The 26,068-nt window shown below is 71.9% G+C and carries 17 protein-coding genes; 7 read left to right on the forward strand and 10 right to left on the reverse strand.

Features of this window, described 5'->3' with window-relative positions; genetic code table 11:
• Window positions 1-61: 61 nt before the first annotated feature.
• From OG331_RS06825 to OG331_RS06845, 5 genes are all read right to left on the reverse strand, one after another.
• Complete coding sequence (locus OG331_RS06825) at window positions 62-1,474, reverse strand: hypothetical protein (RefSeq protein ID WP_406192755.1); 1,413 nt, start codon at window positions 1,472-1,474, stop codon at window positions 62-64.
• Window positions 1,471-2,982, reverse strand: a complete 1,512-nt coding sequence (pelF, locus tag OG331_RS06830; RefSeq protein WP_406192758.1) for a GT4 family glycosyltransferase PelF — start codon at window positions 2,980-2,982, stop codon at window positions 1,471-1,473. Before pelF ends, OG331_RS06825 begins: the two co-directional genes overlap by 4 nt.
• Window positions 2,983-3,068: 86 nt before the next feature.
• Window positions 3,069-5,195, reverse strand: a complete 2,127-nt coding sequence (locus tag OG331_RS06835; protein WP_406192761.1) for a hypothetical protein — start codon at window positions 5,193-5,195, stop codon at window positions 3,069-3,071.
• A gap of 383 nt (window positions 5,196-5,578) precedes the next feature.
• Window positions 5,579-6,115 (reverse strand): hypothetical protein, encoded by a 537-nt coding sequence (locus OG331_RS06840; protein WP_406192764.1) that lies wholly within the window; start codon window positions 6,113-6,115, stop codon window positions 5,579-5,581.
• A gap of 103 nt (window positions 6,116-6,218) precedes the next feature.
• Window positions 6,219-6,806: a short chain dehydrogenase gene (locus OG331_RS06845; RefSeq protein ID WP_406192767.1), complete on the reverse strand. Its 588-nt coding sequence runs from the start codon at window positions 6,804-6,806 to the stop codon at window positions 6,219-6,221.
• A gap of 160 nt (window positions 6,807-6,966) precedes the next feature.
• On the opposite strand from OG331_RS06845, the gene OG331_RS06850 reads away from it, so the two are divergent.
• The 3 genes from OG331_RS06850 (at window position 6,967) to OG331_RS06860 (ending at window position 17,140) form a co-directional block, all read left to right on the forward strand.
• Window positions 6,967-7,419: a hypothetical protein gene (locus OG331_RS06850; RefSeq protein WP_406192770.1), complete on the forward strand. Its 453-nt coding sequence runs from the start codon at window positions 6,967-6,969 to the stop codon at window positions 7,417-7,419.
• A 189-nt stretch (window positions 7,420-7,608) separates the two neighbouring features.
• Complete coding sequence (locus tag OG331_RS06855; protein ID WP_406192773.1) at window positions 7,609-15,576, forward strand: SDR family NAD(P)-dependent oxidoreductase; 7,968 nt, start codon at window positions 7,609-7,611, stop codon at window positions 15,574-15,576.
• 100 nt (window positions 15,577-15,676) lie between these two features.
• The gene (locus OG331_RS06860) at window positions 15,677-17,140 is read left to right on the forward strand and encodes a tryptophan 7-halogenase (RefSeq protein WP_406192776.1); all 1,464 of its coding nucleotides are present in this window, start codon (window positions 15,677-15,679) and stop codon (window positions 17,138-17,140) included.
• Between the two features lie 58 nt (window positions 17,141-17,198).
• Here OG331_RS06860 and OG331_RS06865 read toward each other — a convergent pair whose 3' ends face one another.
• Window positions 17,199-17,381, reverse strand: a complete 183-nt coding sequence (locus tag OG331_RS06865) for a hypothetical protein (RefSeq protein WP_406192779.1) — start codon at window positions 17,379-17,381, stop codon at window positions 17,199-17,201.
• Between the two features lie 11 nt (window positions 17,382-17,392).
• Window positions 17,393-18,055, reverse strand: coding sequence for an Imm49 family immunity protein (locus OG331_RS06870; protein WP_406192782.1), 663 nt, complete (start codon window positions 18,053-18,055; stop codon window positions 17,393-17,395).
• 405 nt (window positions 18,056-18,460) lie between these two features.
• Here OG331_RS06870 and OG331_RS06875 point away from each other — a divergent pair, with 405 nt between their 5' ends.
• A complete protein-coding gene (locus tag OG331_RS06875; protein WP_406192785.1) occupies window positions 18,461-19,681 on the forward strand; it encodes an RNA-guided endonuclease InsQ/TnpB family protein in 1,221 nt (406 codons plus the stop codon).
• A gap of 98 nt (window positions 19,682-19,779) precedes the next feature.
• Here the strand turns inward: OG331_RS06875 and OG331_RS06880 are convergent, their stop codons facing one another.
• Window positions 19,780-20,598, reverse strand: coding sequence for an alpha/beta fold hydrolase (locus OG331_RS06880; RefSeq protein ID WP_406192788.1), 819 nt, complete (start codon window positions 20,596-20,598; stop codon window positions 19,780-19,782).
• A gap of 131 nt (window positions 20,599-20,729) precedes the next feature.
• Here OG331_RS06880 and OG331_RS06885 point away from each other — a divergent pair, with 131 nt between their 5' ends.
• Both OG331_RS06885 and OG331_RS06890 read left to right on the forward strand, forming a co-directional pair.
• On the forward strand, window positions 20,730-21,569 hold the full coding sequence (locus OG331_RS06885; RefSeq protein WP_406192791.1) for a DUF1206 domain-containing protein: 840 nt from the start codon (window positions 20,730-20,732) through the stop codon (window positions 21,567-21,569).
• A gap of 28 nt (window positions 21,570-21,597) precedes the next feature.
• Window positions 21,598-22,032, forward strand: a complete 435-nt coding sequence (locus tag OG331_RS06890) for a hypothetical protein (protein ID WP_406192794.1) — start codon at window positions 21,598-21,600, stop codon at window positions 22,030-22,032.
• Between the two features lie 82 nt (window positions 22,033-22,114).
• On the opposite strand, the gene OG331_RS06895 is transcribed toward OG331_RS06890, so the two are convergent.
• Window positions 22,115-22,783 carry a TetR/AcrR family transcriptional regulator gene (locus OG331_RS06895; RefSeq protein ID WP_406192797.1) on the reverse strand — a complete coding sequence of 223 codons (669 nt, stop codon included), beginning with the start codon at window positions 22,781-22,783 and terminating at the stop codon, window positions 22,115-22,117.
• Between the two features lie 63 nt (window positions 22,784-22,846).
• Here OG331_RS06895 and OG331_RS06900 point away from each other — a divergent pair, with 63 nt between their 5' ends.
• Window positions 22,847-24,460 (forward strand): FAD-binding oxidoreductase, encoded by a 1,614-nt coding sequence (locus OG331_RS06900; RefSeq protein ID WP_406192800.1) that lies wholly within the window; start codon window positions 22,847-22,849, stop codon window positions 24,458-24,460.
• Window positions 24,461-24,511: 51 nt separating this feature from the next.
• Here the strand turns inward: OG331_RS06900 and OG331_RS06905 are convergent, their stop codons facing one another.
• Window positions 24,512-26,026: a monooxygenase gene (locus tag OG331_RS06905; RefSeq protein ID WP_406209785.1), complete on the reverse strand. Its 1,515-nt coding sequence runs from the start codon at window positions 26,024-26,026 to the stop codon at window positions 24,512-24,514.
• Window positions 26,027-26,068: the final 42 nt, after the last annotated feature.

Here is a 26,068-nt window from a genome sequence, read left to right on the forward strand (position 1 = left end):
AGACGGGAGACCCGGCGTGGACGGGCTGCGGGTCCGGGTCTGACAGGGGTGGTTCGCGTGGTCAGGCGTGCGGGGAGGGCCGGCCGAGCAGGCGTATCGCGCAGGCCGCGAGACAGACGGCGGCCACACCGCAGGCGGCCGGCAGTACGGCCGGTCCCGGGGGCAGGTGCAGCAGGGTCACCGCTCCGGCCGCGCCGGCGGCGGCCAGGCAGAGAACGGCGGGCGGCCAGGCCACCCCGAACGCCTGTAGGAGCAGAGCGGTCCACAGGGCCGCCGCGAGCAGGAGCAGCGAGGCCTCGGAGTCGGTGAGCAGGGCGGCCGGCAGCAGCAACAGCAGATAGCCGGACAGGCACAGGCCGAGCACGGCGGCCGAGCGCAGCAGGAAGGTGCCGGGGGTCGCGCTGACGCGCAACGCGGCGACCGACCAGCCGCGGTAGCGGTACAGCAGCCACTCGGCGGGGCCCATGCTGAGGGTCAGTGCGATCACCGCGTACGGCTGCCGCCGGCCTTCCAGCATGACGAGCACCGCCGCGGCGAGTCCGAACAGGCCGTACGGCAGGGATGCGCGAAGTCGCGGCCGCCCGGCGTCGGAAGCGGCCTGGCCCGCGCGCCCCGCCCACAGGACTCGTCCGGCGGCCACCGTCGTGGCCAGCAGGGCGAGGAGAGGCAGCCCGACCCGTAGCAGCGGTCCGGGCTCCCACCACGGGAGCACCGCGGCGCCCGCAATGAGCGGGCTGAGCGCGGCCAGGAGCAGTCGCTCGCGGCCCAGGACGAGCAGCACGCTCGCCCCGGCCAGATACAGCGATTGGGCGGCCGCCACTCCGACGGCCATCGCACCGTCGGCGGGCAGCGCGGCGAGGGCCGTGGCCACCGCGACGCCGAGTACGGACCCGGTCAGCAATGTGCCGGACGCCTCCCGGCGTCCCGTCACCAGCCGCAGGTGCGCGCGATGGCCCAGTGCCTGTCCCCACGCCCACGAGGCGATGCCCGCCACGATGAGCACAGGCGCGTGCCGGTCGATCGGCCAGAGCGGCGCGATGAGCAGGTAGGCCAGGGCAGGGAGCGCGAAGAGCACGCCGCGCAGCAGGCAGCGCAGGGTGTCGGGACGCCACGGGTCGGTCGCCGGCGGCGGCTCGGGGAACGTCCGGGGCACCCTCTCGTACAGCGCGGTCGCCAGCGAGAAGAGGTTGGGGTGGCCGTACCGCTCCTTGATCAGCGAGGCGGACAGGCCCTCCGCCTCCAGGAGCGCCGCCACCTCGTAGGGATGGACGGCGGGCCCTATGGCGTCGGCGAGTTCGGCGGCGAGCGTGCTGACCGCCTCCTCGTCGGGGCCGTGGCCGGGCAGCCGTATCGCGAGTGTGGCGTCGTCCAGGGCCCAGCGTGGGCGGCGGCGCGGCGGGCGGGGTTCGGCCAGCCGCAGGGCGAGGGTGTCCTGCGCTGCGTCGCCGGGTTCGAGGGATATCGGTCCGCTCATCCGGTGAGGCTCCTCGTGCCGGTGACCGCCGGAGCGGGCAGCACGACTCTGGCGGGCAACTCTGCTTTGCCTGCCGCCAGTTCGTGGTAGATGGCACGGAACGTGTCGATGGTCTGCCGCAGGGTGAACTGCTCGATCACCCGCAGCCGCGCCGCCTCGCCCATCGCCCGGCGCCGGACGGGATCGTCCAGCAGCTCCAGCGCGGCGGCGGCCATGGCCGCCGGGTCGCGCGGCGGCACCACGAGACCGGTGTCGCCGACGGCTTCGCGCACTCCTCCGACGTCGGTGGACACGGTCGCCCGGCCGCACGACATGGCTTCGATGAGCGTGAACGGGAAGCCCTCGCTGATGCTGGACAGCATCACCACGTTCCCGGCGGCGTAGGCGTCCTTGATGTCGTCGACGCGCCCCTCGAAGGTCACGGCGTCGCCATGCCCCAGCTCGGCGGCCAGGGCCTCGCAGCGCTCGCGGTACGCCTCTCCGCCCCGGGGCGTGCCCCCGAACAACCGCAGGCGGGCGTCCGGCAGTCGGTCCCGGACCAGCGCGAAGGCACGGATCAGGGTCTCCAGGTCCTTGATCGGGTCGACGCGCCCGGCCCAGCTCAGCGTGAGGGCCTCCGGCTCCGGACCGGCCGGCGGGAACGCGGCGGGATCGACGCCGTTGTAGACGGTGCGGATCGACTCCGGATCGGCGCCGCCCTGCTCCTCCCACAGCCGGTTGTAGCGGTTCCCCGGGGTGATCAGGGCCGCCTGGCGGTAACTCTCCTCGGCCAGCAGCCGGAAGAAGCCCAGGATCACCGCTTTGATGGGCCAGCGGTACGGCGCGGTGCGGTATCCGAGGTAGCGCTCGCGCAGGTAGACCCCGTGCTCGGTGAGCAGCAGCGGAACTCCGTGCCGCTCGCGGGCGGCGAGCCCCGGCAGGACGGCGACACCTCCGCTGACGGCGTGTGCGACGCCGTCCTGCGGGGCCGGTGCGGCCAGCGGGCGCAGCGCGTGTTCGAGCAGAGCGGTGGCGGTGAGCGCGTCGTGCAGGGTCGGCCGCGCCTCGCGCACGGCCAGCCCGGGACGCGTCCATACGGCGGTCAGGATGGCGATCGCCGTGTCGCCCCGCAGGAAAGGGCTGAGCTCGCCGCTCGCCGCCGCCCACGCCATGGCGTGCAGGGCGGGTGCGAAGCCGTCCTCGGCGCCGGGGTCGACGAGTGCGGTCAGGAACCGCTCGTACGCGCCGGTGAGCCTGCGCCGGGACCGGCCGCGCGGTGGGCGGCCCTCCGGAGCGGAGCCCCACATGGGGACGGACAGGACGTCGCGGACGTGGTCGGGGAGGTCCCACACGATCGGCTCCCGTCCGGTGCCGGTCACGGCGATGACGTCGAACTCGATGTCGGGCATGCCGGTGACGAGCTGGTCGCACCAGACGCTCACGCCGCCGTGACTGTGCGGGTAGGTGCCTTCGGTGAGCAGGGTGACGCGCGCGGCGTCGTTGCGTCGCGCGCCGTGGTGAACGTGCATTGATGTGCTCCACGGCCGAGGTGTGGGGAGGGGTGCCGGTCCGGGCCTGCCGACGGGCGGCCGGGACCTCGCTGCCGGTACGCCGGTCAGCTCCCCGCGGGAAGGACCGGCTCGGCCACGCCCTCGGGCACGCGGGCGTCCGGTGCCGGGCCGGTGGCCGGCGCGGAACCGCCCGTGCCGGTGGCCGTGGTGGAGGCCGCGGACTGCGGCAGGGTGAGGGTGAGGGGCTCGGCGGCCGGGGTCGTCCACCCGGACCGTTCACCCGCGTACGCCTCGCCGAAGGCCGAGCCGGCCCGAGTCGTGCCCTCGGGCATGGTGGCGGGGACGGCCATGCCGTCGGGGCCGTCGACGGTGACGGTGTCGCCGATCCGGTAGGCGGTGACCTGCCCGTCGCCCACCGCGGTCCGCCAGGAGGCGCGCTGCTTCAGCTCGTTGCCGATGTCCTTCATCCGCAGGTTGACCATCGGCGTGTTGTGCGCGAACAGCGTGTCGTAGGTGTCGAGCACACCGTCCAGGACCGGGTAGGCGATCCGGTCCTCGGCCAGGTTGGACTGGTGGATGAAGTGCGGCTTGGGGTCGTTGCCGAGGACGTGGCCGAGGGCGATCTGCCGCTCCAGGGGCACGATGTGCTGCGCGTAGCCGGTGGCCGTGTCGAGCGGCGCGGGCAGGCAGGTCGTGGTGTCCGGGTTGTCCTCGCAGATGCCGCTGCCGCCCTGTGCGCGGCTGGTGTAGATCCAGTTGTACTCGTCGACCTGCTCGGCCGCCCGGCCCGCGTTGTAGAAGATGTTCATCGGGTAGCGCGGGACCGTCGTGGCGGGGCCGACCTGTCGCTGGCCGGGCTCGCGGGAGTTGTCCGAGGCCAGCCAGCCGATGCCGGTGTCGGCGAGGGCGAGCGCCAGGTTGGGGTTGTCGGCCGGCTGCTGCGGCAGCACCCGCAGTCCGGAGTGCTCTCCGGTCACCAACTCATTGTCGGACAGCGGCAGTTGGGCCTGCTGCCCCCACACCTGATTGTGGGCGATCTCGTCGGCGACGTCGGCGCGGCTGACCCACTTGGTGCTGCCGTCGGCGTTGGTGGCGCACCGCCACGGCACCACCGAGGTGTCCTGTTCGCAGCCGAGGAAGGCGTGCGTGTAGGTGTGGTTGATCCAGCGGAACTCGGCGCGTTCGGAGATGAGCCGGTCGGCCGGCGGGTCGGCTCCGTTGTTGTCCTCGCGGTGGTCGACGCTGCCGGCGCCGTTGTAGGCGAGGTCGAGGGTGAAGTCGCGCTCGCGCTGCCAGGTGACGGCGTGGTCGACGTCGGCGGCCGTCATCCTGATCGGGTCGGGCGTGGCATCGGGGTCGGTGCAGTCCACGTCGCCGGGTGTGCAGTTGAGCGTGGAGTTCCAGCGGTCGTCGGCCGCGAACACGTCGTCGACGTGTACGGCGAAGTAGTTGCGGGAGGCGCCCAGGTGCACCCCGCCGGTCATCCACTCGACGATGCCGCGGGCGAGCAGCCGGAACTGCTGCTGGTACTGGTTGTAGACGAAGGTGACGACGAGTTCACGCCGCCCGTCGTGCCGGTACTCCCCCACCAGCGAGCCCTGCTTGCTCGTGCCCGGGATCGGCGCCTGGACGTAGGGGGTGAAGTCGGCGCCGGTCATCGGGGTCGACAGGAAGGCGTAACTCTCGCCGACGGTGGGCGAGTTGTCCTCGAAGGGCACCGGACCGTCGAGGTAGTCGAACGGACCCGCCCTCCCGGCGTCCGTCACCTGGGCCTGCACGCCGTCGACGCTGCCCGAGTAGCCGCCGTACACCGGGTACTGGAGTCCGGCCTCGGGGCGGGCGTACGTGTACGCGTCGACCTGCGGGATGTCGTAGGCCTTCTCGTAGGCCACCAGGGCGGCCATCTCGGGCGAGTTCGCGGGGAACGGGTTGTCGTTGGGCAGGACGACCGCCTGGAACTTGGCGCGGTCCCGGCCGTCCACGGTGTCCGCGAGATATCCGGCATCGATCACCGGGCGGCCGGACTGCGTGAGGTCGACCTCCGTGTACGGGGTTCCCGCGGTGTCCAGTTCGGCGGCGATGGCGTCGGTGGCCGGGCCGCCATCGCTGACGACGAGCACCCGCAGGTCGATGCGGGGCGGCGGCGGGTCCGCGGCGTATGCGGCCGGTACACCGAAGGCGGCTATGAGCGCGCCCGTCGTGAGCAGAGTGGTGCTTAAGGTCCGCTTCATGCGGTGCTGTCCCCTCCCAGGGCAGGGGCGAGCACGGCTCCGCTGAGCGAACGCACCCCCGCGCGTGACGCCGGCTTCCCCCTCAGAGACCGGTCGTCGACGCATCCGTCGCGTCAAATAGTGAGGTATCTGTGGAGCTTTCGTGGTCTTGCTGCGCAACCTGACGGAAAAACGCAGGTGCGTGGCAAACGGCCCATCCGGGCTTACGGCACCCTTGGCGGTGGATCACGGACGACCGCGGGGGGGGTGCTTCGGGCTCTGCGGCCCAGGTGAGAGGGGGGAATCCGGCATCCACGGGCTGCTTGGGGGCTCCGGTTCGACCGCCACTGGTCTGGACCGGTGGGCGGGGGTGACTGCGGGCCGGTTTCAGGTCATCCTCTGCGTCAGTCCATGTTCGAGCTGGACAGAGCTTCGGTGATCATGCGGGTGGCGAAGTCGCGGTCGTCGGTGATCCGGTTGATGTGCTCGGCGAGCAGGAACGCCGTGGCTTCCAGGGGGTTCATCTCGTCCCCGGTCCAGTCGCCGAACTGCTTGCGCCACAGGCTGGGGCTCAGGCCGGTGCCGGCCGCGACGACCAGGGCGGCCATGGTGGGGATGGACTCCGGAGGGATGCTCTTGGGCATCATGCGCAGCGAACCCACGAAACTGGGCACCACGGACTCGATGACGTCCCTGTCATGGTCCTCGTAGGCCATCCGCAGCCACTGCATGAACATGTAGATCAGCGTGCACGCGCCGTCCACCAGGTCATCGACTTCCTCGGGACCCAGCGACGCGATGAACTGGTCGACCAACTGCTGCTGTTCGGGGTCGGTCTCGGCCTTGCCCGCGTAGATGGTTCTGAGCCGAGAGTCGATCATCATGAGCGCTGCACCCACATCGCCGACGGGAGCGTTCTCGGGATCGCAGGGCGATGACACAGGGTTCCTCCTCGGACGACCGTGGGCAACGCAGCGTTTCTGTACGGTAGCCCGCCGACGAGACGCCGTCCTGACGAACGCCGATGGAGATCCGCAGCCCGGGTCAGGGCAGGCGGATGGTCCGGCCCTGCGCGGTGCCTTCCACGGCGGCCACGTACGCCCGGGCCACGTCCGCGACGGGGACACCGTCGGCCGGGTCCATGCCCAGGCGGTCCAGGGTCTCCTTGATCCACCCGGGGCTGACGACGTTGATCCGCAGGTTCCGGGGCAGCTCGGCAGCCGCGTTGTGGACGAAGCCCTCCAGGCCGGTGTTGATGAGAGCACCCAGCGACCCGCCGGGCAGCGGAGCGGGAAAGGTGCCCGCGGTCAGGGTGACGGAGCCGCCGTCCCGCAGATGCCGTATGGCACGCCGGGCCAGCGCGACCTGCCCCAGCAGCTTGCCCTGCACTGCCGCGGTGATCTCATCGTCCCCCGCCGATGCCAGTTCCACCAGCGGGCCGCCGGCGGCGCAGCACACCACCGCGTCGAGGTCCGGTACCTCGTCGAACAGACCGTCCAGAGAGGCCGGATCTTCCAGGTCCACCTTCACCGAGCCGGTACGCGATGCCCTCACCACCTGGTGAGAGGCCTCCAACGCCCCGGCGACAGCACTGCCGATGGTTCCGCTCGCCCCGATCACTACTACCTTCATGTCACCGATCATGTCAGGGATGACATCCGTGCTCCCCCGCCCGCGGCCGAAAATCCGTACAACCCCTGACCGAGGTGACGTGTCTTCACCTCTGACCGGAACGCCTCCGAGCGTTTCTTCCCAACTCGTTCCAACGGGGGAACACATGAGCTTGGCACGCATGCGTACACGCACCCGCACCCGCCGCGGCACGGCCGTAGCCCTCACGATGCTGATGGCGGCCGCACTCGGCGCCGCCGGCGCCGGATCGTCGACGGCCGGCACGGCAGCCGCGGCACCGCAGACACGGCAGATCGCCTCGTCGGTGCTCGGTACCGACTACAAGATCACGCTCACCGCTCTGCGTTCGACGCAGGACGAGTACGCCGCCTCCGTGCGTCTGCAGGTCTACACGCAGTCGGACGGCACCTGGAAGGAGTCGGACCGCGTCACCGTGGGCGACGTGGACGGCTGGTTCTGGTTCCCCCTCACCGGCGCGGGCGCCGTCTGCCAACTCTCCACCGCAAGCACCGAACCCGCCCCGCTGGCGGTGAGCCTGCTCCTCACTCCGTCCCTCGGCTGCTCCGAGCCGACCCACTTCGTCATCAAGGACGGCCGGGTCTACGCCGACTGACCCAACGCCCGCTTCCTGACCTGGCGGCACTCGTCGAGGGCGGTCACCGCGACCTTTCGGTGGCGGTGACCGCCCTTGAGGTCGTGAGCGAGGTCCCCGGCGGAATCACAGGCCTTCGCCGCCACGCACCGTTTCCCGCGCCGTACGCTGATCGACAAGTCGACGCGGTCCGGACGAGGGGGATGCCTGGTGGGTGTGGCGGACGTGTTCGAGGTGCGGTCTGTGCCGGAGTTGCTCGTCGAGAACTCCTTACGCCATGGCGACAAGGTCGCGTTCGCCGATGACCGGCGCGCGGTGAGCTGGGCCGAACTGGAGCGTCGGACGGCTCGACTGGCGGTGCGGCTGGCGGTCCGCCGGGGTGCCACGGTGGCGTTATGCCTGGACAACAGCGTGGAGGTGGTCGAGGGTCTCCTGGCCACCGTTCGGGCCGCCGCCGTCGGTGTGCCGCTCAGTTCTCGCGCCACCGACGCAGAGCTCGCGGCGCTGCTGGCCGACTGTGACCCGGAGGTACTGGTCACCGACCGGCGGAACCTGCCGCGGATCGCCCGGCTGACGGCAGGTCGGAAACCGGGGCTGGTGGTGACCGGCGAGGGCCAACTGCCGGACGGCGCCAGGCGATTCGAGGACCTCGTCGCCGAAACCCCGGCCTCGCCCCCTGACGATCTCGGCCTGGACGAACCGGCGTGGCTGCTCTACACGTCCGGCACCAGCGGCACGCCCAGGGCCGCGGTGTCCAGCCAGCGCTCCGCGCTCTGGTCCTCCGTCGCCTGTTACGTCCCCCGGCTCGGGCTGTCGGCGACGGACCGGGTGCTGTGGCCGTTGCCTCTGTCGCACACCTACGCCCACTCGCTGTGCGTACTGGGGACCACCGTGGCCGGTGCGAGCGCGCGGATCACTGCGGCACCGGAGCCTGGCGAACTGGTCCGGCTGGTCGAGGAGTACGCGCCCACCGTCCTCGGTGGAGTTCCCCTCACGTACCGGCAGTTGCTCGATGGCGGTCTGGAGGCGGTGCCCGGCCTGCGGTTCTGTGTCACCGCCGGCGCGCCCAGCGAGCCGGATCTGCGGGAGCAGGTCGGGACACGGTTCGGTGCCCCGCTCCTCGACGGCTACGGCAGCACCGAGACCTGCGGCAAGATCGCGATGGAGCTGCCCGACGGGTCTTCGGTACGCGGGAGTAGCGGGCCACCGTTGCCCGGTACGGACGTTCGCCTGGTCGATCCCGAGAGCGGACGGACGGTCACCGACGGCGCGGAGGGCGAGATCTGGGTCCGCGGTCCCGGCGTCATGCTCGGCTACCACAACCGGCCCGAGGAGACCGCCGATGCCGTACGCGACGGCTGGTACCGGACAGGTGACCTGGGCCGGCTCGGCGAGCACGGCTGCCTGAGCGTCACCGGGCGGGTCGGCGACCGGATCGTACGCGGCGGCGAGAACGTCGACCCGGCCGAGGTCGAGCAGGTGCTGCGCGGCCTGCCCGGGGTGCGGGACGCGGCCGTGGTGGCGCGGGCGCATCCGCTGCTCGGCGAGGTTCCGGTGGCTTTCGTGGTTCCCGCACGGTCCACCCTCGACACGGCAGGCCTGTTGCGTGCCTGCGCCGCGGTGCTCTCCGCGCACAAGGTCCCCGACGAGGTCCTGTTCACGCCGGCCGTTCCGCGCACCGCTGCGGGCAAGCCGCGCCGGGCCCTGCTGCGCGAGGCCCTCGCCGAGCGGGCGGCCGAGCCGACCCTCGAACTGCTCGCCGACCGCACGTCCGGCGAGCGGCGGGCGGCGCTGACCGACCTGGTGTGTGCGGAGGCGTCGGCCATCCGCGGGTCGGCCGCCGATCCCGGCACCGCGTTCGCCGATCTCGGCCTGACCTCGATGGACGCGATGTCCCTGTGGCACCGGCTCAGCCTGCGCACGGGACTGCGGCTGCCGGCGACGCTGGTCTGGGACCACCCGAACCCGGCCGCGGTCGCCGCCTATCTGGACGCCCGACTGCACCGGACCGCCGCGCCCACGGCCACCTGCCCGACCGCCGCCGCGACGGCGGTACCGCAGCGCGGTCCGCATGCCGAGCCGGTGGCGATCGTGGCCGTCGGCTGCCGCTACCCCGGTGGGGTGGTTACGCCCGAAGACCTCTGGCGTCTGGCGGCCGACCGAGTGGACGCCACCCGCGAGTTTCCCACCGACCGGGGCTGGGACATCGACTCCCTCCACCATCCCGACCCCGACCGGATCGGCACCACGTACACCCGGCGTGGCGGCTTCCTCGACAACGTGGCGGACTTCGACCCCCTGTTCTTCGGCATGTCGCCACGCGAGGCGATGGCCACCGATCCCCAGCACCGCCTGCTGCTGGAGGTCGCCTGGGAGACTCTGGAACGCGCCGGCATTCCCGCGCCGGACGTGCGCGGCACGAGCACCGGCGTGTTCGTCGGACTGATGCACGTCGGCTACGGCAACGGCGTCTCGCCGCACGAGTTGGAGTCGCACATCGGCATCGGGTCGTCCGGCAGTGTCGCCTCCGGACGTATCGCCTACGTCCTGGGGCTGCGCGGACCGGTCATGACCCTGGACACGGCCTGCTCGTCCTCGCTGGTCGCGATGGACCTGGCCGCCAAGTCGCTGCGCGCCGGGGAGTGCACGCTCGCACTGGCCGGCGGGGTGACGGTGTTGTCGAGTCCGCAGCCGTTCGTCGCGTTCAGCCGGCAGCGCGCCCTGTCGCCGGACGGCCGCTGCCGGCCGTTCGCCGCGGGCGCGGACGGTACCGCGTGGGGCGAAGGCGTCGGTCTGGTGCTGCTGGAGAAGCTGTCGGACGCCCGGCGCAACGGCCATCCGGTGCTGGCCGTGCTGCGCGGGTCCGCCGTGAACTCCGACGGTGCGTCCAACGGCCTCACCGCCCCCAACGGCGAAGCGCAGCGGGAACTGATCCGGCTGACCCTCGCCGACGCGGGACTGCGGGCGTCCGACGTGGACGTGGTGGAGGGGCACGGCACGGGCACCGCGCTCGGCGACCCGATCGAGGCCGGCGCCCTGTTGGCCACGTACGGGCAGGACCGCGATCCGGACGACCCGGTGTGGCTGGGCTCGGTCAAGTCGAACCTCGGGCACACCCAGGCCGCGGCAGGCGTGGCGGGCGTGATCAAGATGATCGAGGCCATGCACCACGGCGAACTGCCCGCCTCGCTGTACGCGGAGGAGCCCTCCCCGCACGTCGACTGGACCGCCGGCGCGGTGCGGTTGCTCGACCGGGCGCGGCCGTGGCCACCCCGGGAACGGCCGCGGCGCGCGGCGGTCTCGTCGTTCGGCATCGGCGGTACGAACGCCCACGTGATCATCGAGGAGCCGGCGGTGGCCGATTCCGGGGGCGGGGCGGGGACCACCGGGTCCGGGGGCGGTGCCGGAGCGAGCACGGAACCGGGCGTCCGTTCCCCCCACGGAGCCGGCGCGGGACCGGGCGCAGGACCGGATCGGGCACCCGGTGCCGAGGCCCTCCCGGCCCCGGCCGTGCCGGCGACCCGTCTGCCGACACCGCCCTGGCTGATCGGCGGCGGCGACGAGGCCGGCCTGCGCGCCCATGCCGCGAAGCTGGCTGCCGCGCTGGCCGATGTGACCGGCGAGTCCGCGGCGCTGGACGTCTCGTACTCACTGGCGACCACCAGGGCACCCCTCTCCCACAGGGCCGCCGTGCCGGCCGCCGATGCCGAGGGGCTGCTCGCCGGGCTGCGCGAACTGGCCGACGGTGTCGACACACCGGCGCTGCTGCGGGGCATCGCACATACCCGTCCGAAGGTGGCGCTGCTCTGCGCGGGCCAGGGCGCCCAGCGGCCCGGGATGGGCAGCGAACTGCGCGCCGCCTTCCCGGCCTTCGACGCGGCGTTCACCGGGTGGTGCGAGGAGTTCACGCCCTGGCTCGACCGGCCGCTGCTGGAGGTGATCGACTCCCCCGACGCCGCCCTGCTGAATCGCACCGACTACGCGCAGCCCGCGCTGTTCGCCTTCACGGTCGCCCTGCACACCCAGCTCACCGACTGGGGCGTACGGCCGGACTACCTGGTCGGTCACTCGATCGGTGAGCTGGCCGCCGCTCACCTCGCCGGTGTGTTCTCCCGAGCCGACGCGGTCCGGCTGGTCGCCGCCCGCGGCCGGTTGATGGCGGCCCTGCCCACCGGCGGCGCGATGATCGCCGTGCGTGCGACGCCGGCCGAGGTCACTCGTCATCTCGGTGAGGGGCCCGGTCGGGTGGCGGTCGCGGCGGTCAACGGACCCACGTCGGTCGTGCTGTCCGGCGACGAGGACGCGGTGACTGCGCTTGCCGCCGCCATCGGACGCCCGTCCCACCGGCTACGGGTCAGCCACGCCTTCCACTCACCGCTGCTGGACCCGATGCTGGCCGCGTACCGCGCGGTCGCCGAGACGGTGACCTACCAACGGCCGTCCGTTCCATTGGTGTCCACGCTGACCGGCCGTCCGGAGCAGGACGCGCTCACCGACGCCGAGCACTGGGTACGTCAGGCCCGTGAGACGGTTCGGTTCGCCGACGCGGTGCGATGGCTGGCCGCCGAAGGCATCACGGCGTACGTCGAGGCCGCACCTTCCGCCTCGCTCGCGGTGGCGGCCGAGGACTGCGTCGCGCCGGACACGGGCGCGGTGTTCACGTCGTGCCCCGATCCGCGTACGGCACTCGACGCGCTGGCCGCGCTTCATGTGCACGGGGTGCCGGTGGACTGGCGGTCGGTGTACGCGGGCAGCGGTGCCCGTCGGCGCCCGCTGCCCACCTATCCCTTCCAGCGACAGCGCTATTGGCTGAACGCCGTCCGGCACCGCACCCCGTCCGGCCACCCCCTGATGGGCCTGCCGCAGCACGATGCCGACGGGCCCGGGATCCGGCACACCGCCGTACTGTCCACCACGGACCACCCCTGGCTCGCCGACCACGCGATCGGCGACCGGACAGTGGTGCCCGCCACCCTCTTCGCCGAACTGGCCTGCCGAGCCACCGGCACCCCCGGCGCCGTCCGGCTGGCCGAACTGGCCTTCCACGAGCCGCTCGTGCTGTCCCCGGCGGATCGGATGCAGGTGCAGGTGGTGGCCGGAGCACCGGACGCAGCGGGCGGGCGCCCGGTCACCGTCTGGGCCCGCCCGGCAGGCGCCACGGGGCCGTGGAGCCGGCACGCCACCGCGACGACCGCACCGGTCCAGGCCCCGCCCACCGAGCCGGCAGGGACGTGGCCGCCCGCCGGCGCCGAGCGGATGGCCGTCGACTATCCGCGCCTCGCGGCGAACGGCCACCACTACGGGCCGGCCTTCCGCGCGGTGAGCGCCCTGTGGCGCCGGGACAGTGAGGTCTTCGCCGAACTGGCGCTGTCGCCTGCTGAATCGGCGACAGCCGACTCGTACACCCTGCACCCCGCTCTCTTCGACGCGGCGCTGCACTCCGCGCTGCTGGCCGAGGAGCCGGGCGAGCGACCGCGTGAGCCGCGGGCCCCGCTCGCCTGCACGGGCCTGACGGTGTACGCCACCGGTGCCACGGCGGCGCGGGCCGTCGTACGGCGCCTCGGGGAGGACGAGTTCCGGGTCACCCTCACCGACCCCGTCGGCCGGCCCTTGGCCGCCGTGGAGTCCATGGTCACCCGCGCGATCCCGACGGCAGCCACAGCGCGAGCCGAGACATACCGCCTCACCTGGCGGCCCGCGGCACCGGTCCACGACGCGAGCACGGAGCACGAGCTGCTCGACGTGGCCCGACTCGCCGCAGCCCTGCCCGCGGACGCCACTCCGCCCGAACGCGTCCGCGAGCTCCTCACGGCCGTGCTGGAGGCCGTACGCGAATGGACCTCCGATGCGCGGCCGGGCCGTCTGACGGTGCTCACTCACAACGCCACCGGTGACGACCCGGACCTCGCCGAGGCCGCGGTCGCCGGGCTCGTGCGCAGTGCCCAGTCCGAGCACCCGGACCGGATCGTGCTGGTCGACCGGGGTGGAGTTCCGGCCTCACCAGGGGACTTGGAGACAGCACCGGGGGACCTGGAGACGGCTCTGCGATCCGGCGAGCCACAGGTCCGTGTGCGCGACGGTCTGGTCCTGGTGCCCCGCCTGGTCCTCACGGATCCGCCCACCACCGAGCCGCCCGCCCCGGACCCCGAGGGAACGGTGCTCATCACCGGCGGCACGGGTGCGCTCGGAGAGAGCCTCGCGCGGTATCTGGTCGCCGAACGCGGGGTACGGCACCTGCTGTTGACGGGCCGCGGCGGCCGCGTCCCGGACTGGGCGGGCGGTCTGCCGGCGAAGGTGCGCGTGGTGGCGTGCGACGTGAGCGACCGCGCGGCCGTCGACGCCCTGGTCGCGTCCTGCCGACCGGCGCCGACGGCGGTCTTCCACCTCGCCGGGGTGGTGGACGACGGCGTGGTGGACACCATGACCCCGGACCGGCTGGCGACCGTGCTCGCGCCGAAGGCGGACGGTGCCTGGCATCTGCACGAGGCGACGAAGGACCTCGGTCTGTCCGCGTTCGTGCTGTACTCCTCGGCCGCCGGAGTCCTGGGCCGGCCCGGCCAGTCGAACTACGCGGCCGCGAACGGCTTCCTCGACGCGCTCGCCCGGCACCGCGTGGCCCACGGGCTGCCCGCCCAGGCCTTGGCGTGGGGTCCGTGGACCACCGCGGACGAGGAAGGGATGGCGGCCCGCGTCGCGCCCGCACGCCTCGGCGAGGGCGGCGTGCTGTCCGTCAGCGAAGCAGAAGGCGTACGACTCCTCGACGCGGCCATGCGCCTTGCGGAACCGGTGCTGGTGCCGATCCCGCTGGACCTCGCGGCAGCGGGCGGCCCGGCCGCGCCGTCCGTCCTCGCGGACCTGGTGGCACAGCGTGCGGCTCGGTCCGAGCGGTACGTCCCTGACGTACCTAACCCTGGGGCTGCTGGGGCTGCTGGGGCCGTCAGGGCTGCTGCACAGGCGCCCGGCTCATGGCGTGAGCGGCTCGCCGCCGTCGCCGCGACCGAACGCGAGACAGCCCTGGCCGAGCTGATCCGCGTCGAGGTCGCCGCCGTCCTGGGCTTCGCCGACCCGGCCTCGCTCCCCGCCGAGCGGGCCTTCACCGAGCTCGGTTTCGACTCGCTGACTGCCGTACAGCTCCGCAACCGCCTCAGCGCGTTCACACGCGTGCGACTGGCTCCGACCGTCGTGATGGAGTTCCCCACGCTGCCCGCGTTGGCCGCGCACGTCCACGCCGCTCTGGTCGATGCGGGCGCGGTGCCGCAGGACGGTTCCGAAACACCAACTCCCGCGGCAGATAGTGCGGACAACACTGCGGAAGCGCACGACGGACGGGACGCGCCGGACCCCCACTCCCCGCCCTCTTCCCCTTTCCGGTTCAGCGTCCTCTACCACCGAGTGCTGCGCGATCAGGGGCCGTTGGAGGCGATGGGACTGCGGCATCTCGCGTCCTACGCCCTGCCGACCTTCTCCGAGAAGGAACGCACCCGGCATGCGGTCCCGCCGGTCCGGCTCGCTCACGGCGGCGGCACACCGGTGGCGTACATCCCGGACTACCTCTCGCCCCTCCACCGCGAACCCACCACTCTGGCCGAGCAGTTCGACGGCGAACGCGACCTGTACCTGCTGGAGCATCCCGGGTTCGGAACGCGCCGGGCCGTCCCGGACGGCATGGCCACGCTGGTGCGGACACACGCCGAGACCGTGCGCGCTCTGCCCACGGACCAGGCACCGGTGATCGTCGGCTACTGCGCCGGCGGCGCGATCGCGCACGCCGTTGCCCGTCGGCTCGCGCACACGGGACACCCGCCGGCAGGTGTGATCCTGATCGACTCCCATGCCGGATTGATGCGCCGCAACGACCCTCGCGGGCTGGCCCTGATGTCCGCCGGCGCCGCTCTGCCGGACGACGTGGTCGACCAGTTGGACGACTCGTTGCTGGTCACCGGGGGCGGCTACGCACGCGTGCTCGAGAACTGGCAGCCCGAACCGTCGCCGGTCCCGACCCTGTTGCTGCGCGGCCGACCCACCCCGCACATGCGGCAGACGGCTCCTGACGGGGACTGGCAGCCGCACTGGCCGCTGCCCCACGACAGCGCGGACCTGCCCGGCGATCACTTCTCCGTGCTGAACCGCGGTGCCCACAGCACGGCAGCGGCGATCCGTGACTGGCTGACCGGATGACCACGTGCAACAACGCCCCGGTGACGACGTACACCACCACTCCGATGGACATTCACGAATGCCTGGCCGCGTAGCCACACTTGAGAACAGGAGCCCTTCGATGACCTCGGACTACGACCTCGTCGTCGTGGGCGGCGGGCCGGCCGGCTCGACCGCCGCGACGGCCGTGGCCCTGCGCGGGCACCGGGTGCTCCTGCTGGAGCGCGAGACCTTCCCCCGGTACCAGATCGGCGAGTCGCTGTTGCCCGCCACCGTGCACGGGCTGTGCCGCATCCTCGGAGTGGCCGACGAGGTCGCGCGAGCCGGCTTCACCCTCAAACGCGGCGGGACACTGCGCTGGGGCCGCGCCCCGGAGCCCTGGCAGTTCTCCTTCTCCATGACGCCCCGCCTGCCCGAGCCCACTGCGACGGCCTTCCAGGTGGAGCGCTCCCGGTTCGACGAGATCCTGCTGCGCAACGCCGAACGCGTCGGCGTCGACGTGCGCGAGGGCAGTCCCGTACGCCGCGTTCTCACCGACGGCGAGCGGGTGCATGGCGTCGAATACACCGGCCCCGACGGGACCGCGCGCACGGCGCACGCCCGGTTCGTGATCGACGCGTCCGGCAACACCAGCCGGATTCACGGCCAAGTCGGCGGCGCCCGCGTGTACTCCGACTTCTTCCGCAACCTCGCCGTGTTCGGCTACTACGCCGGCGGCCGCCGCCTCCCCGAACCGAACAGCGGCAACATCTTCTGCGCCGCGTTCGACGCCGGATGGCTCTGGTACATCCCGCTGCGCGACGACCTCACCAGCGTCGGCGCCGTGATCTCACCCGAGCACTATGCGGCCGTCCAGCACGACCCGCGCGGCGCCTGGCAGGACATGATCAAGGCGTGCCCGGAAGTCGACCGCCTGCTGACGGGCGTACCGGTCGCGACCGAGCCGCCGTACGACCGGGTGCGCGTGCGCAAGGACTACTCGTACTGGAAGAAGTCACTGTGGACACCGGGCATGGCCCTCGTCGGAGACGCCGCGTGCTTCGTCGACCCGGTGCTCTCCTCCGGAGTCCACCTGGCGACGTACGGCGCCCTGCTGGCCGCCCGCGCGGTGAACTCCGCCCTGGACGGCAGCGTCCCCGAGGAGCGCGGCTTCGCCGAGTTCGAGGCGCGCTACCGCCGCGAGTACGGCGTGTTCTACGAGTTCCTCATCGCCTTCTACGACATGGAGCGCAACGAGCAGTCGTACTTCTGGTCGGCGAAGAAGGTCACCCGGGTCGACATCGACGAAGTCGCCGCCTTCGCCGAGCTGGCCGGCGGTGTGGTTTCCGGCGACACAGCAGTGATCGCGACCGGCCACGCCCACTGGAGTGCCGCGTCCGCCGAACTGAACAGCGCGGTGGACCGCCTGACGACCGGCGACGACCGTGTGAACCCCCTGCTGTCCACCCAAGTCGTCGCCGACACCTTCCGCACCGGTAACGACCTCCAGGAACAGGCCTTGTACGGCAGTCCGCTCGACGAACCGGGCCCCACCACTCCTGAGGGACTCACCGTCGCTGCGGACGGCCTGTCCTGGGTCTCATGACGCGGACGGGAGGGCGGCACCGGATCGGTCAGCCGGTCCAGCCGCCCCCGTGTCCCCCTCAGCGGTCGATCGCCGGCACCCCGTCCAGGCCCGTCTCGCGCATGATGCGGTCCACGGTCGCGTGCAACGAGCTCCCTGCGCCGATGACGGTCTCGATCCCGTCGGGCAGCAGGTCCCGTTCGCGGTACCAGTCGCGCAGGTGCTGGTCGGTGACCTGGGCCCGCAATGCCGGATCGGGCACGTTACCGACGGCTACCGCTGCGGGGCACGGACCAGGGATTCGGGCAGGTAGCCGGACCGTACGCTCAACTGCCAGCCGTGTGTGAGGGAGGCCAGCGCCGCCAGCGCGACGGCACCCACCGGCAGCAGGCTGCGTGGGGCCGGGTCGCTTCCGGTGTGCTCGCGGTGCGCCACGAGCCGCTCCTCCAGGGCGCGTTCGAAGGTGACCTGGTCGTCGTCGAGCAGAACCCGCAGCAGCCGCTGATCCGGCGTCGGCGTCCCGCCGGCGTCGAGTTGCCCGGCCGCCCGCGCACGGGCCTCCGCGTCCGGCTTGCGCAGCGGGACCGGGCCGGGCAGCGCCCCGGGCACCGGCCCGTGGACGACGGTCAGGTAGGCGCACAGCGCGTCCATCTCGGCGAGGTCGCCGGGCGCGGATACCGACTCCCGCTCCGAGTACGGGATTCCGTCACGGATGGCGGGCGCGTAGTCCTCGTGCAGTAGCGGGCCGATCACCCGCTCCCGCTGCCATATCAGACCACTGGCAACGCACAGGGCGAACGCCTGGACCCGGGTCCGGGCCGTGGTCGCCGGGACGGCGGGTTCGCTGCGCTCCCGGTACCAGATGTCCTCGTTGCTGAGCGTCTCGCCGACCAGAGGGAGGGGAATGTCGAAGTCGCCATTGGGGAAGCAGCCCAACGTCAGCTCCCCCAGGGCGCACTCCGCCGCCGTGAGCAGGACAGCACGGGATCGCGGCTCGCCGAGGGCGGGGTCCTGCAGGTGCGGGCAGCGGCGAAGTCGAGCAGATCGCTGCCCATTTCGCGCAGACTCCGACGCAACGGCCGACCGTCGAGGGGCATGGCCGATGCGTGACCGAAGGCCGTGTGGGCCCCGCGCTCGAGGGTGTTCTCGATCCGCTGCTCGGCGACTTCGTGACGTGCAACTTCCTTGATCGGTTTCTCTTGAGCGCAGAGCCCGTCTTTCAGGGCGGGGTTGGCTCTTCCTCGCAACGGAGCCGCGCAGCGGGGGAGTTCAGTGCATTGTCAGTGCGTTGTCAGTGGCCTCCACTATGGTGATCACGTTGCTTCGAGAGGGGGTGTTCGCGTGCTTTCCGGCCGCAGGTACCGGCTCAAGCTCACTGCCGGGCAGGCTGCGATGTGTGAGGAGTTTGGGAACATCTGTCGCGCGGTGTGGAACACCGGACTCGACCAGCGCCGCGAGTATCGGCGGCGCGGGGCGTGGATGAATTACGTGCCCCAGGCCGCCGAGCTGGCCGACGCCAAGCGGGACCACTCGTGGTTGAAGGCGGCGCCCTCCCACGTGCTTCAGCAGACGTTGATGGATCTGGACCGGGCCTGCCGGGACCACGGAACTTTCAAGGTGAGGTGGCGGTCGAAGGCGCGTTGGGCGCCCTCGTTCCGTTTCCCCGCCGGGAATCTCATCACCGTGGAACGTCTCGGCCGCAAGTGGGGTCGCGTAAAGCTGCCCAAGCTGGGATGGGTCACTTTGCGGTGGTCACGCCCGCTCGGCGGCGAGATACGGTCTGCGACCGTCAGCCGCAAGGGCGGCCAATGGTTCGTGTCGTTCCTCGTCAACGACCAGGCGACAACGCCCGAGCAGCACGCCATGCCGGGTACGGTGGCCGGGATCGACCGGGGCGTGAAAGCGGCGGCCGTCACCTCCGACGGCGAGTTCTTCGACCGGCCCTTCATCACCGCCGGCGAAGCCGTCCGCTACCGACGCCTTCAGCAGCAACTCGCCCGCACGAACAAGGGCAGCGCCAACCGGGCCAGGGTCCGCGCCCACATGAACAAGATCATGGGCCGGGTCACGAGCCGTCGCGCGGATTTCTGCGCCGTCACGGCCGCGTACCTCACTGCGAAGAACGCACTCGTCGTTCTGGAAGACCTCAAGACCCGCAACATGACGGCCGCCGCGTCCGGCACGCTCGCCGAGCCCGGCAGCCGTGTGGCCCAAAAACAGGGCCTGAACCGGGCCATCCTCGACAAGGGATGGCACCGCCTCGAACTCGCCCTCACCAGCGCGGCTCGGTACACGGGCACCCGCGTGGTGAAGGTCAACCCCGCATACACGTCGCAGCGGTGCTCCGCCTGCGGCCTTGTCACCGAAACAAACCGCGAAAGCCAAGCGGTCTTCCGGTGCAAAGCCACAGGCTGCGGACACACCGCCCACGCCGACGTGAACGCAGCGATCAACATCAAACACGCGGCAGGACATGCCGTGTCAGCCTGTGGAGACCTCGGCAACAGCCGGTCTATGAAGCAGGAACCCGTAAGCCGGGCAACCGGCCGAACCCCTGCATAAGGGAATCCCCCTCCCTTCAGGAGGGGGAGGAAGTCAACCTCATGTACGTCATCCTGGCAGCAGCCACTGACATCGCGGCGAGGTCACCTGTCGCCGGTTCAGTTCGGCAGCATCCCATCCTCGACCTCGCGCCAGAAGTCGCCAACCCGTGCGTTGAACATGTCCGGGGACTCCTGGAACGGCTGATGCGCCTCCCCCGCCAGGATCTCGAAGCGGGCGCCCGGGATGGCGTCGGCCACGGTCCGTCCGAACCGCGGCGGCGTGGCGATGTCCCGTTCACCGGCCAGGACGAGGGTCGGTGCCGTGATGCCGGGAAGCCGGTCGAGTGTGTCGTGCGGCATGAACGCCTCCAGTTGACGCTGGAAAGCCTGGGCGGACTGCGGGTACGGGAAGGCGAGCGTTTCCTGGATGAACCGCTCCACCGTGCCGTCGGCGTGGGCGCGCGGCGTGTAGATCCACAGAAAGAACGCCTCCAGCATGGCGCGCTCGTCCGGCGCCTGCGCCACCAGCCACCGCCAGAAGCGGGTCATGCCGGTGAAGTAGGCATCCGCTCGTGCCCACGTACTCATGAGGACGAGGCTGCGGACAGCCGCCGGGTGACGGAGCGCCAGCTCCTGCGCGATCGCGCTGCCGCCCGAGAAACCGACGACATGCGCCCTGTCGATCTGGAAAGCCCGGAGCAGTTCCGCGGCATCGTCGGCCATCATCGCCACGGACATGGGCCCGTCGGGCAGGGGGGTCCGCCCCGACCCCCGGTTGTCGAAGGCGATGACCCGGTGCCGGTCCGACAGCCCGTCGAGCTGCGCCTGCCACGCCTCGGCGGGATCGCTCAGCCCTGCGATCAGCAGGACACCGGGCCCCCCACCCCGGCTCTCGGTCCAGATCGTGGTTCCGTTGGCTTCCACGTACGCGCCCATGGAGAACACCTGCCCCAGGACGCCGACGCCGTCACGGCACCAGCCCCGGCTGACCGGAAATTCCCCTGGCCGGCGGCAGGGCAGCGTGTGTGACGGCATTGCCGGGGCATTCGGTCTGCCGGGAGGTCTCCATGGACACGAGTGCGTTGGCACGGACGGGACGGTTCCGGGCGGAGCGGGCAGCGCGGGGTTCGGTCACCGAGGGCGCGGCGCGGGCGGGTCTCGCCGCCCGGGGAGTGATCTATCTGCTCGTCGGTGCGCTGGCGCTGCAGATCGCCTTCGGCGCCACCGACGAACAGGCGGACCGCGGCGGGGCGTTGGCGGAACTGTCGCACAAGCCCTTCGGTGCGGTGCTGCTGTGGGCGCTGGGCATCGGCCTCGTCGGCATGGCCCTGTGGCGGCTGTCCGAGGCACTGTTCGGCTCCGTCGGGAAGGACGGCCGTAGCGCGCGCAAGCGACTGCTGGCGACCGTCCGCTTCGCGTTCTACGTCTTCGTCGCCTACTCGGTGCTGTCCTTCGCGGCGACCCGGAACCAGAGCGGCGGCGGATCCAGCGACCAGCAGTCACGGGACGCCACCTCCAGGGCACTGGAGATACCCGCCGGCCAGTGGCTGGTCGCGGCGGCGGGCATCGGCGTCGTCGTGGCCGGCGGCTGGATCGCCGTGCGGGCCGTCCTGCGGAAGTACCACGACAAGCTCAAGCTCGGGCAGCTGAGCCGCCGGGCACGGCAGCTGGTGGACGTCACCGGTGTGGTGGGTGGTGTGGCGCGCGGGCTGGTGTTCGCCGTGGCGGGTGTCTTCGCCGTCCGTGCGGCGATCGATTACGAGCCCGACCGGGCCAAGGGGCTGGACGACACTCTGCGTACATTCGCCGACACTCCGCTCGGCCCGTGGCTGCTGGCCTGCGTCGCAGCCGGTCTGGTGCTGTTCGGTGTGTTCTCGTTCGCCATGGCTCGCTGGCAACGTGTGTGAGCGGCGTCGTACTGGAAACACGGAGTAGATGAGCGATTCCGAGATTCCGCATGGCGACGGCCGGCCCGTGGACGCGTACCTGGACCTCCTGCGCATCCGGATGGACACGGAGGACTACCGCCTTCTGCGGCGCCTGGTGGAACCGGTCCTCCAGGCGATCGCCGAGGAGCGCCTCTCCGGCCTCGACGTCGCGCTCGACTCCGGGGGCGGCGACGAGCTGCCGCAGGAGGTGCGCGACGAGGCCGCCCTGGTCATCGCCACCGCCGTCACCGGCCGTATGGACAACGAAGTGGTCGAGATCGACGTGGACGACACCGGCCCGGTCCGGATCGTCACGGACGCGACCACCGCCTCCGACCCCGACCGCCTCAGCGAGATCGCCGACTACATCAGGGAACGACACCGGGAGACAGAAGAGCTGCGGGGAATTGCCGAGGCGAGCGGGCTGCCCACGGACTTCTGAGCGGCGGCGGCAGCGGCGGGCATCGTCCGATCAGGCGATGCCCGCCGCACCGTCGCGCGGTCCCAAAGCCCGAGTACGCGCATTACGAGGCAGGTGCGTTCGGCTCCGAAGGTGACCCGCTGTCGCCACCCGTGCCCAGGACGCCGCGTCCGACGGCGAAGAGCCGCGCACACCGTTGCGCCATGGCTTCGGGCGACTGGTCGGGGTGGTTGATCCACCAGCGGACCAGGGCGGTGCATAGGCCTCGCCAAGCATGCTTGAGCGCGTCGGCGTCGAGCGGATCGCCGGCACCGTCCGCGTACACGAGATCGGCGGTGCCGATCGCCGCCAGGTCGTCGATGGCGCCGCGGTAGTACGCCGCGCGGTCGGCGGCGTCGCTGCCCGCCGGCAGTGACGCGTCGTACAGGACGAACCACGCCTCGCGCTGCCCGTCCAGCGCCGTGAACAACCCGTGCAGCACACGCAGGGGCGTGGCCGGCCCACCGGTGTCGCCCGCGGCCATCGCGGCGCGGATGGCTTCGAGCAGCCGGTCGCCGATCGGGTTCAGGCAGGCGAGGTAGAGATCCTGCTTGCTGCCGAAGTACTGGTGCACCAGCGGCTTGGTGACGCCCACGCGCGCGGCGACGGCCGCCACGGTCGTGGCCTCGTAGCCGTGGCGACCGAACTCCTCCGTCGCCGCGGCGAGGACCTGCCGTTCGCGCGCGGCCCGTGGCACGCCCTTGGTACCGGCCTTGGAGTTCAGTCTTGTCATGGACTCTAATTTACCCTACGGTAAATTACCGTAGGGTAAATTCAATCTGCCGGGAGCGCCGCCATGCCCGAGTCCGCGATCCACCCGATCGACCGCGGCGCCTCCCGCCCCCGTTCCTGGTGGGGCTGGGGCTACACCGACGCCCACCCCGACGACGCCGAATGCGCCGCCCTGGGCGCCCTGCTGCCGGGCACCCTGGCCCGCCCGCTGCCGATACCCCGGGTCGCCGACCTGGCCATCGGCCGCCCCGGCGTGATGCCGCCGCCCGCCCTGGCGCATCTGGTCACCGAAGACCCCGAGGCCCGCGCCGCTCACGCCATGGGCAAGGCCTACCGCGATGTCATCCGGGCCCTGCGCGGCCGTCCCCGCCGGATCCCCGACCTTGTCGCCCGCCCGACCGACGACCAGGAGGTGGCCGACCTGCTGGAGTGGGCCGGCGAGCGCGGCGTGGCCGTCATCCCCTTCGGCGGCGGCTCCTCGGTGGTCGGCGGTGTGGAGTACCGCGGCGACGCCCACCAAGCCGTGCTGTCGCTCGACCTGACCTCGATGGACCGGGTCCTGGAGATCGACACCGCCAGTCGCGCCGCCCGCATCCAGGCAGGGGCCCTCGGTCCCGCGCTGGAGGCACAGCTGCGGCCCCACGACCTCACGCTGCGCCACTTCCCGCAGAGTTTCGAGTTCTCCACGCTCGGCGGCTGGCTGGCCACCCGGGCCGGGGGCCACTACGCCACCCTCCACACGCACATCGACGACTTCGTGCAGTCCCTGCGCGTGATCACGCCCGCGGGGGCGGGCACGTCCTGGCGGCTGCCTGCGTCCGGCGCCGGGCCGTCGCCCGACCGCCTGTTCCTCGGATCCGAGGGCACGCTCGGCGTCATCACCGAGGCGTGGATGCGGCTGCAGGAGCGCCCCCGGTACAAGGCCTCGGCGTCGGTGGCGTTCGCCGACTTCCACCGCGCGCTGGACGCGGTGCGCACGATCGCCCAGTCCGACCTCTTCCCGGCCAACTGCCGCCTGCTCGACCCCGGCGAGGCCGCGCTGTCCGGCGCCTCGCACGACGGTTCCGCGGTCCTGGTCCTGGGGTTCGAGTCCGCCACAGCCCGGGTCGACGGTCGCCTCGCGACGGCACTGGACCTGGCTCGCGCCCACGGCGGCCGCGGCGAGGCACGGACGGCGCACGGGGACGCTCCCGCCGACGGGCCCGTGAACGCCTGGCGCTCGGCGTTCCTGCGTATGCCGTATCTGCGCGACGGCCTGGCCCGCATGGGCGCCGTGGTCGAGACGTTCGAGACCGCCACCACGTGGGACAGGCTCCCCGCGCTGATCGAGGCCGTCCGCACCGAAGTCGGTGCCGCCGCCTTGAAGGCCGCTGGACAGGAGGCCGCCATCAACTGCCGTCTGACCCACGTCTACCCCGACGGCGCGGCCCCCTACTTCACCGTGGCCGTCGCCGGCCGCCCGGGAGACGAGGTCGAGGTCTGGGACGACATCAAGGCCGTCGTGACCGACCTGCTCCACCGCCACCACGCCACGGTCACCCACCACCACGCCGTCGGCCGCGACCACCGTCCCGGCTACGACCTGCAACGCCCGGAGCCCTTCGCACTGGCCCTGCGCGCCACCAAGGACGCCCTGGACCCCCACCACATCCTCAACCCCGGCGTCCTGCTCGACTGACGGAAACGGCGACGCGCGTCCGGAATCGTCTCAACGCCCGCAGGCAGCGCATCAAGCGGGAGTACCGGCCCAGGCGGTCAACGCGCGGGCCCGCTGATCACCGCGTTCGTCGGCATCGCAGGTCCGGGTGGCCCAGGCCACGTGCCCGTCGGGCCGTACGAGGACCTCGCGCACCCCGTCCAGTTCCGCATGCTCGTCGTACGTGTCGACACTCACGGCCGTGATCCGGTCGGCGTACCCGGAGTCGACGGCCGCCTTCGGGCCCTGGTCCCCGGCCGGCGAGAGCAGAACGAAGCGGCCCTGGTGGAGCAGCTCGTACACCCGTGTCGCCTCCGAATCCACGGCCTTGAGTCCGACGTCGGGCATGCGCCGCCCCGCCAATGGATCGGCGTCCGGGGCCGTCGGCGGATAGACGGTGCCGAGTGCTGAAATCCGGTCGGCGAGCCGCCGGTTGACCTCCGGCATGCCCAGCAGCTGGTCGAGCAACCCCCGTAGCGCGGCGCCCGGCCGCTGGTACCGCGGGACGAGTGTCAGCTCCACGAGCAGGGTCTGGATCTCGGTGTTCTCGGTGACCGCCTGTCCGACCGGCCGACGCTCCGTGTCGTAGCTGTCGAGCAGCCCGGGCGGCGCCCAGTCGTTGATGACGGCCGCCAGCTTCCAGCCCAGGTTCATGGCGTCCTGGAGCCCGGTGTTGAGCCCTTGCCCGGCCGCCGGGAAGTGGATGTGGGCGGCGTCGCCCGCCAGCAGGACGCGCCCGGAGCGGTAGTTCGCCGCGAGCCGGGTCGCGTTGCCGAAGCGCGACAGCCAACGGGGCTCGGCGATGCCGTAGTCGGAGCCGACGATACGGATGAGGGACGTACGGAACTCCTCAAGGGTCACCGGTTCCAGGGACGGCACGCGCATCCGCTGCGGGTCCAGGCAGACGATCCGGGTCAGCCCTTCTTCAAGCGGCGCGATGATCAGCCCGCGGGCCCGCGCGTCGTCGAGCGCGCCGGGCTGCGGGTCCATGACGGCGAAGTCCCCGAGCACTCCGGTCAGGGTCTCGTCCGTGCCCGGGAAGTCGATCCCCGCGGCCTGTCGTACGACGCTGCGTCCGCCGTCGCAGCCGACCGCGTACCGCGCGCGCAGTGTCTCGGTACGCTTCCCGGGGCCGCGCGCCTGCACCGCGACCCCGGCGCTGTCCTGACGCACGCCGACGGTCTCGTATCCCCGGCTGATCTCCACACCCAGCTCGCGCGCCCGCTCCTGGAGGAGGGCCTCGGTACGGGCCTGGGCCAGGAAGAGCGTGTAGCCGTGCCGGGAGTCCAGGCGGCCGAAGTCCAGGTGTGTGGGCAGCCCTGCGAAGTGCCAGCCCGGCACGGTCCGGCCGTGCCGGAGGAACCGGTCGAGCAGCCCCCGCTGGTCCATCAGTTCCACGCTGCGTGGGTGCAGACTCAGCGCCCGCGAGTCGCGCTGCGCTTCGGTGCGGCGCTCCAGGATCCGGGTACGTACGCCTGCCAGTGCCAACTCGCAGGCGAGCATGAGCCCGGTCGGGCCGGCACCCACGACGATCACGTCGACGTCCATCAGAATCGCGCCTCCCATTTAGTGAACAGTGTTCACGTGAAC

Origin of the sequence: Streptomyces sp. NBC_01017 (genome assembly GCF_045162795.1) — a bacterium.
In the GTDB taxonomy this organism is placed as follows: Bacteria; Actinomycetota; Actinomycetes; order Streptomycetales; family Streptomycetaceae; genus Streptomyces; species Streptomyces machairae.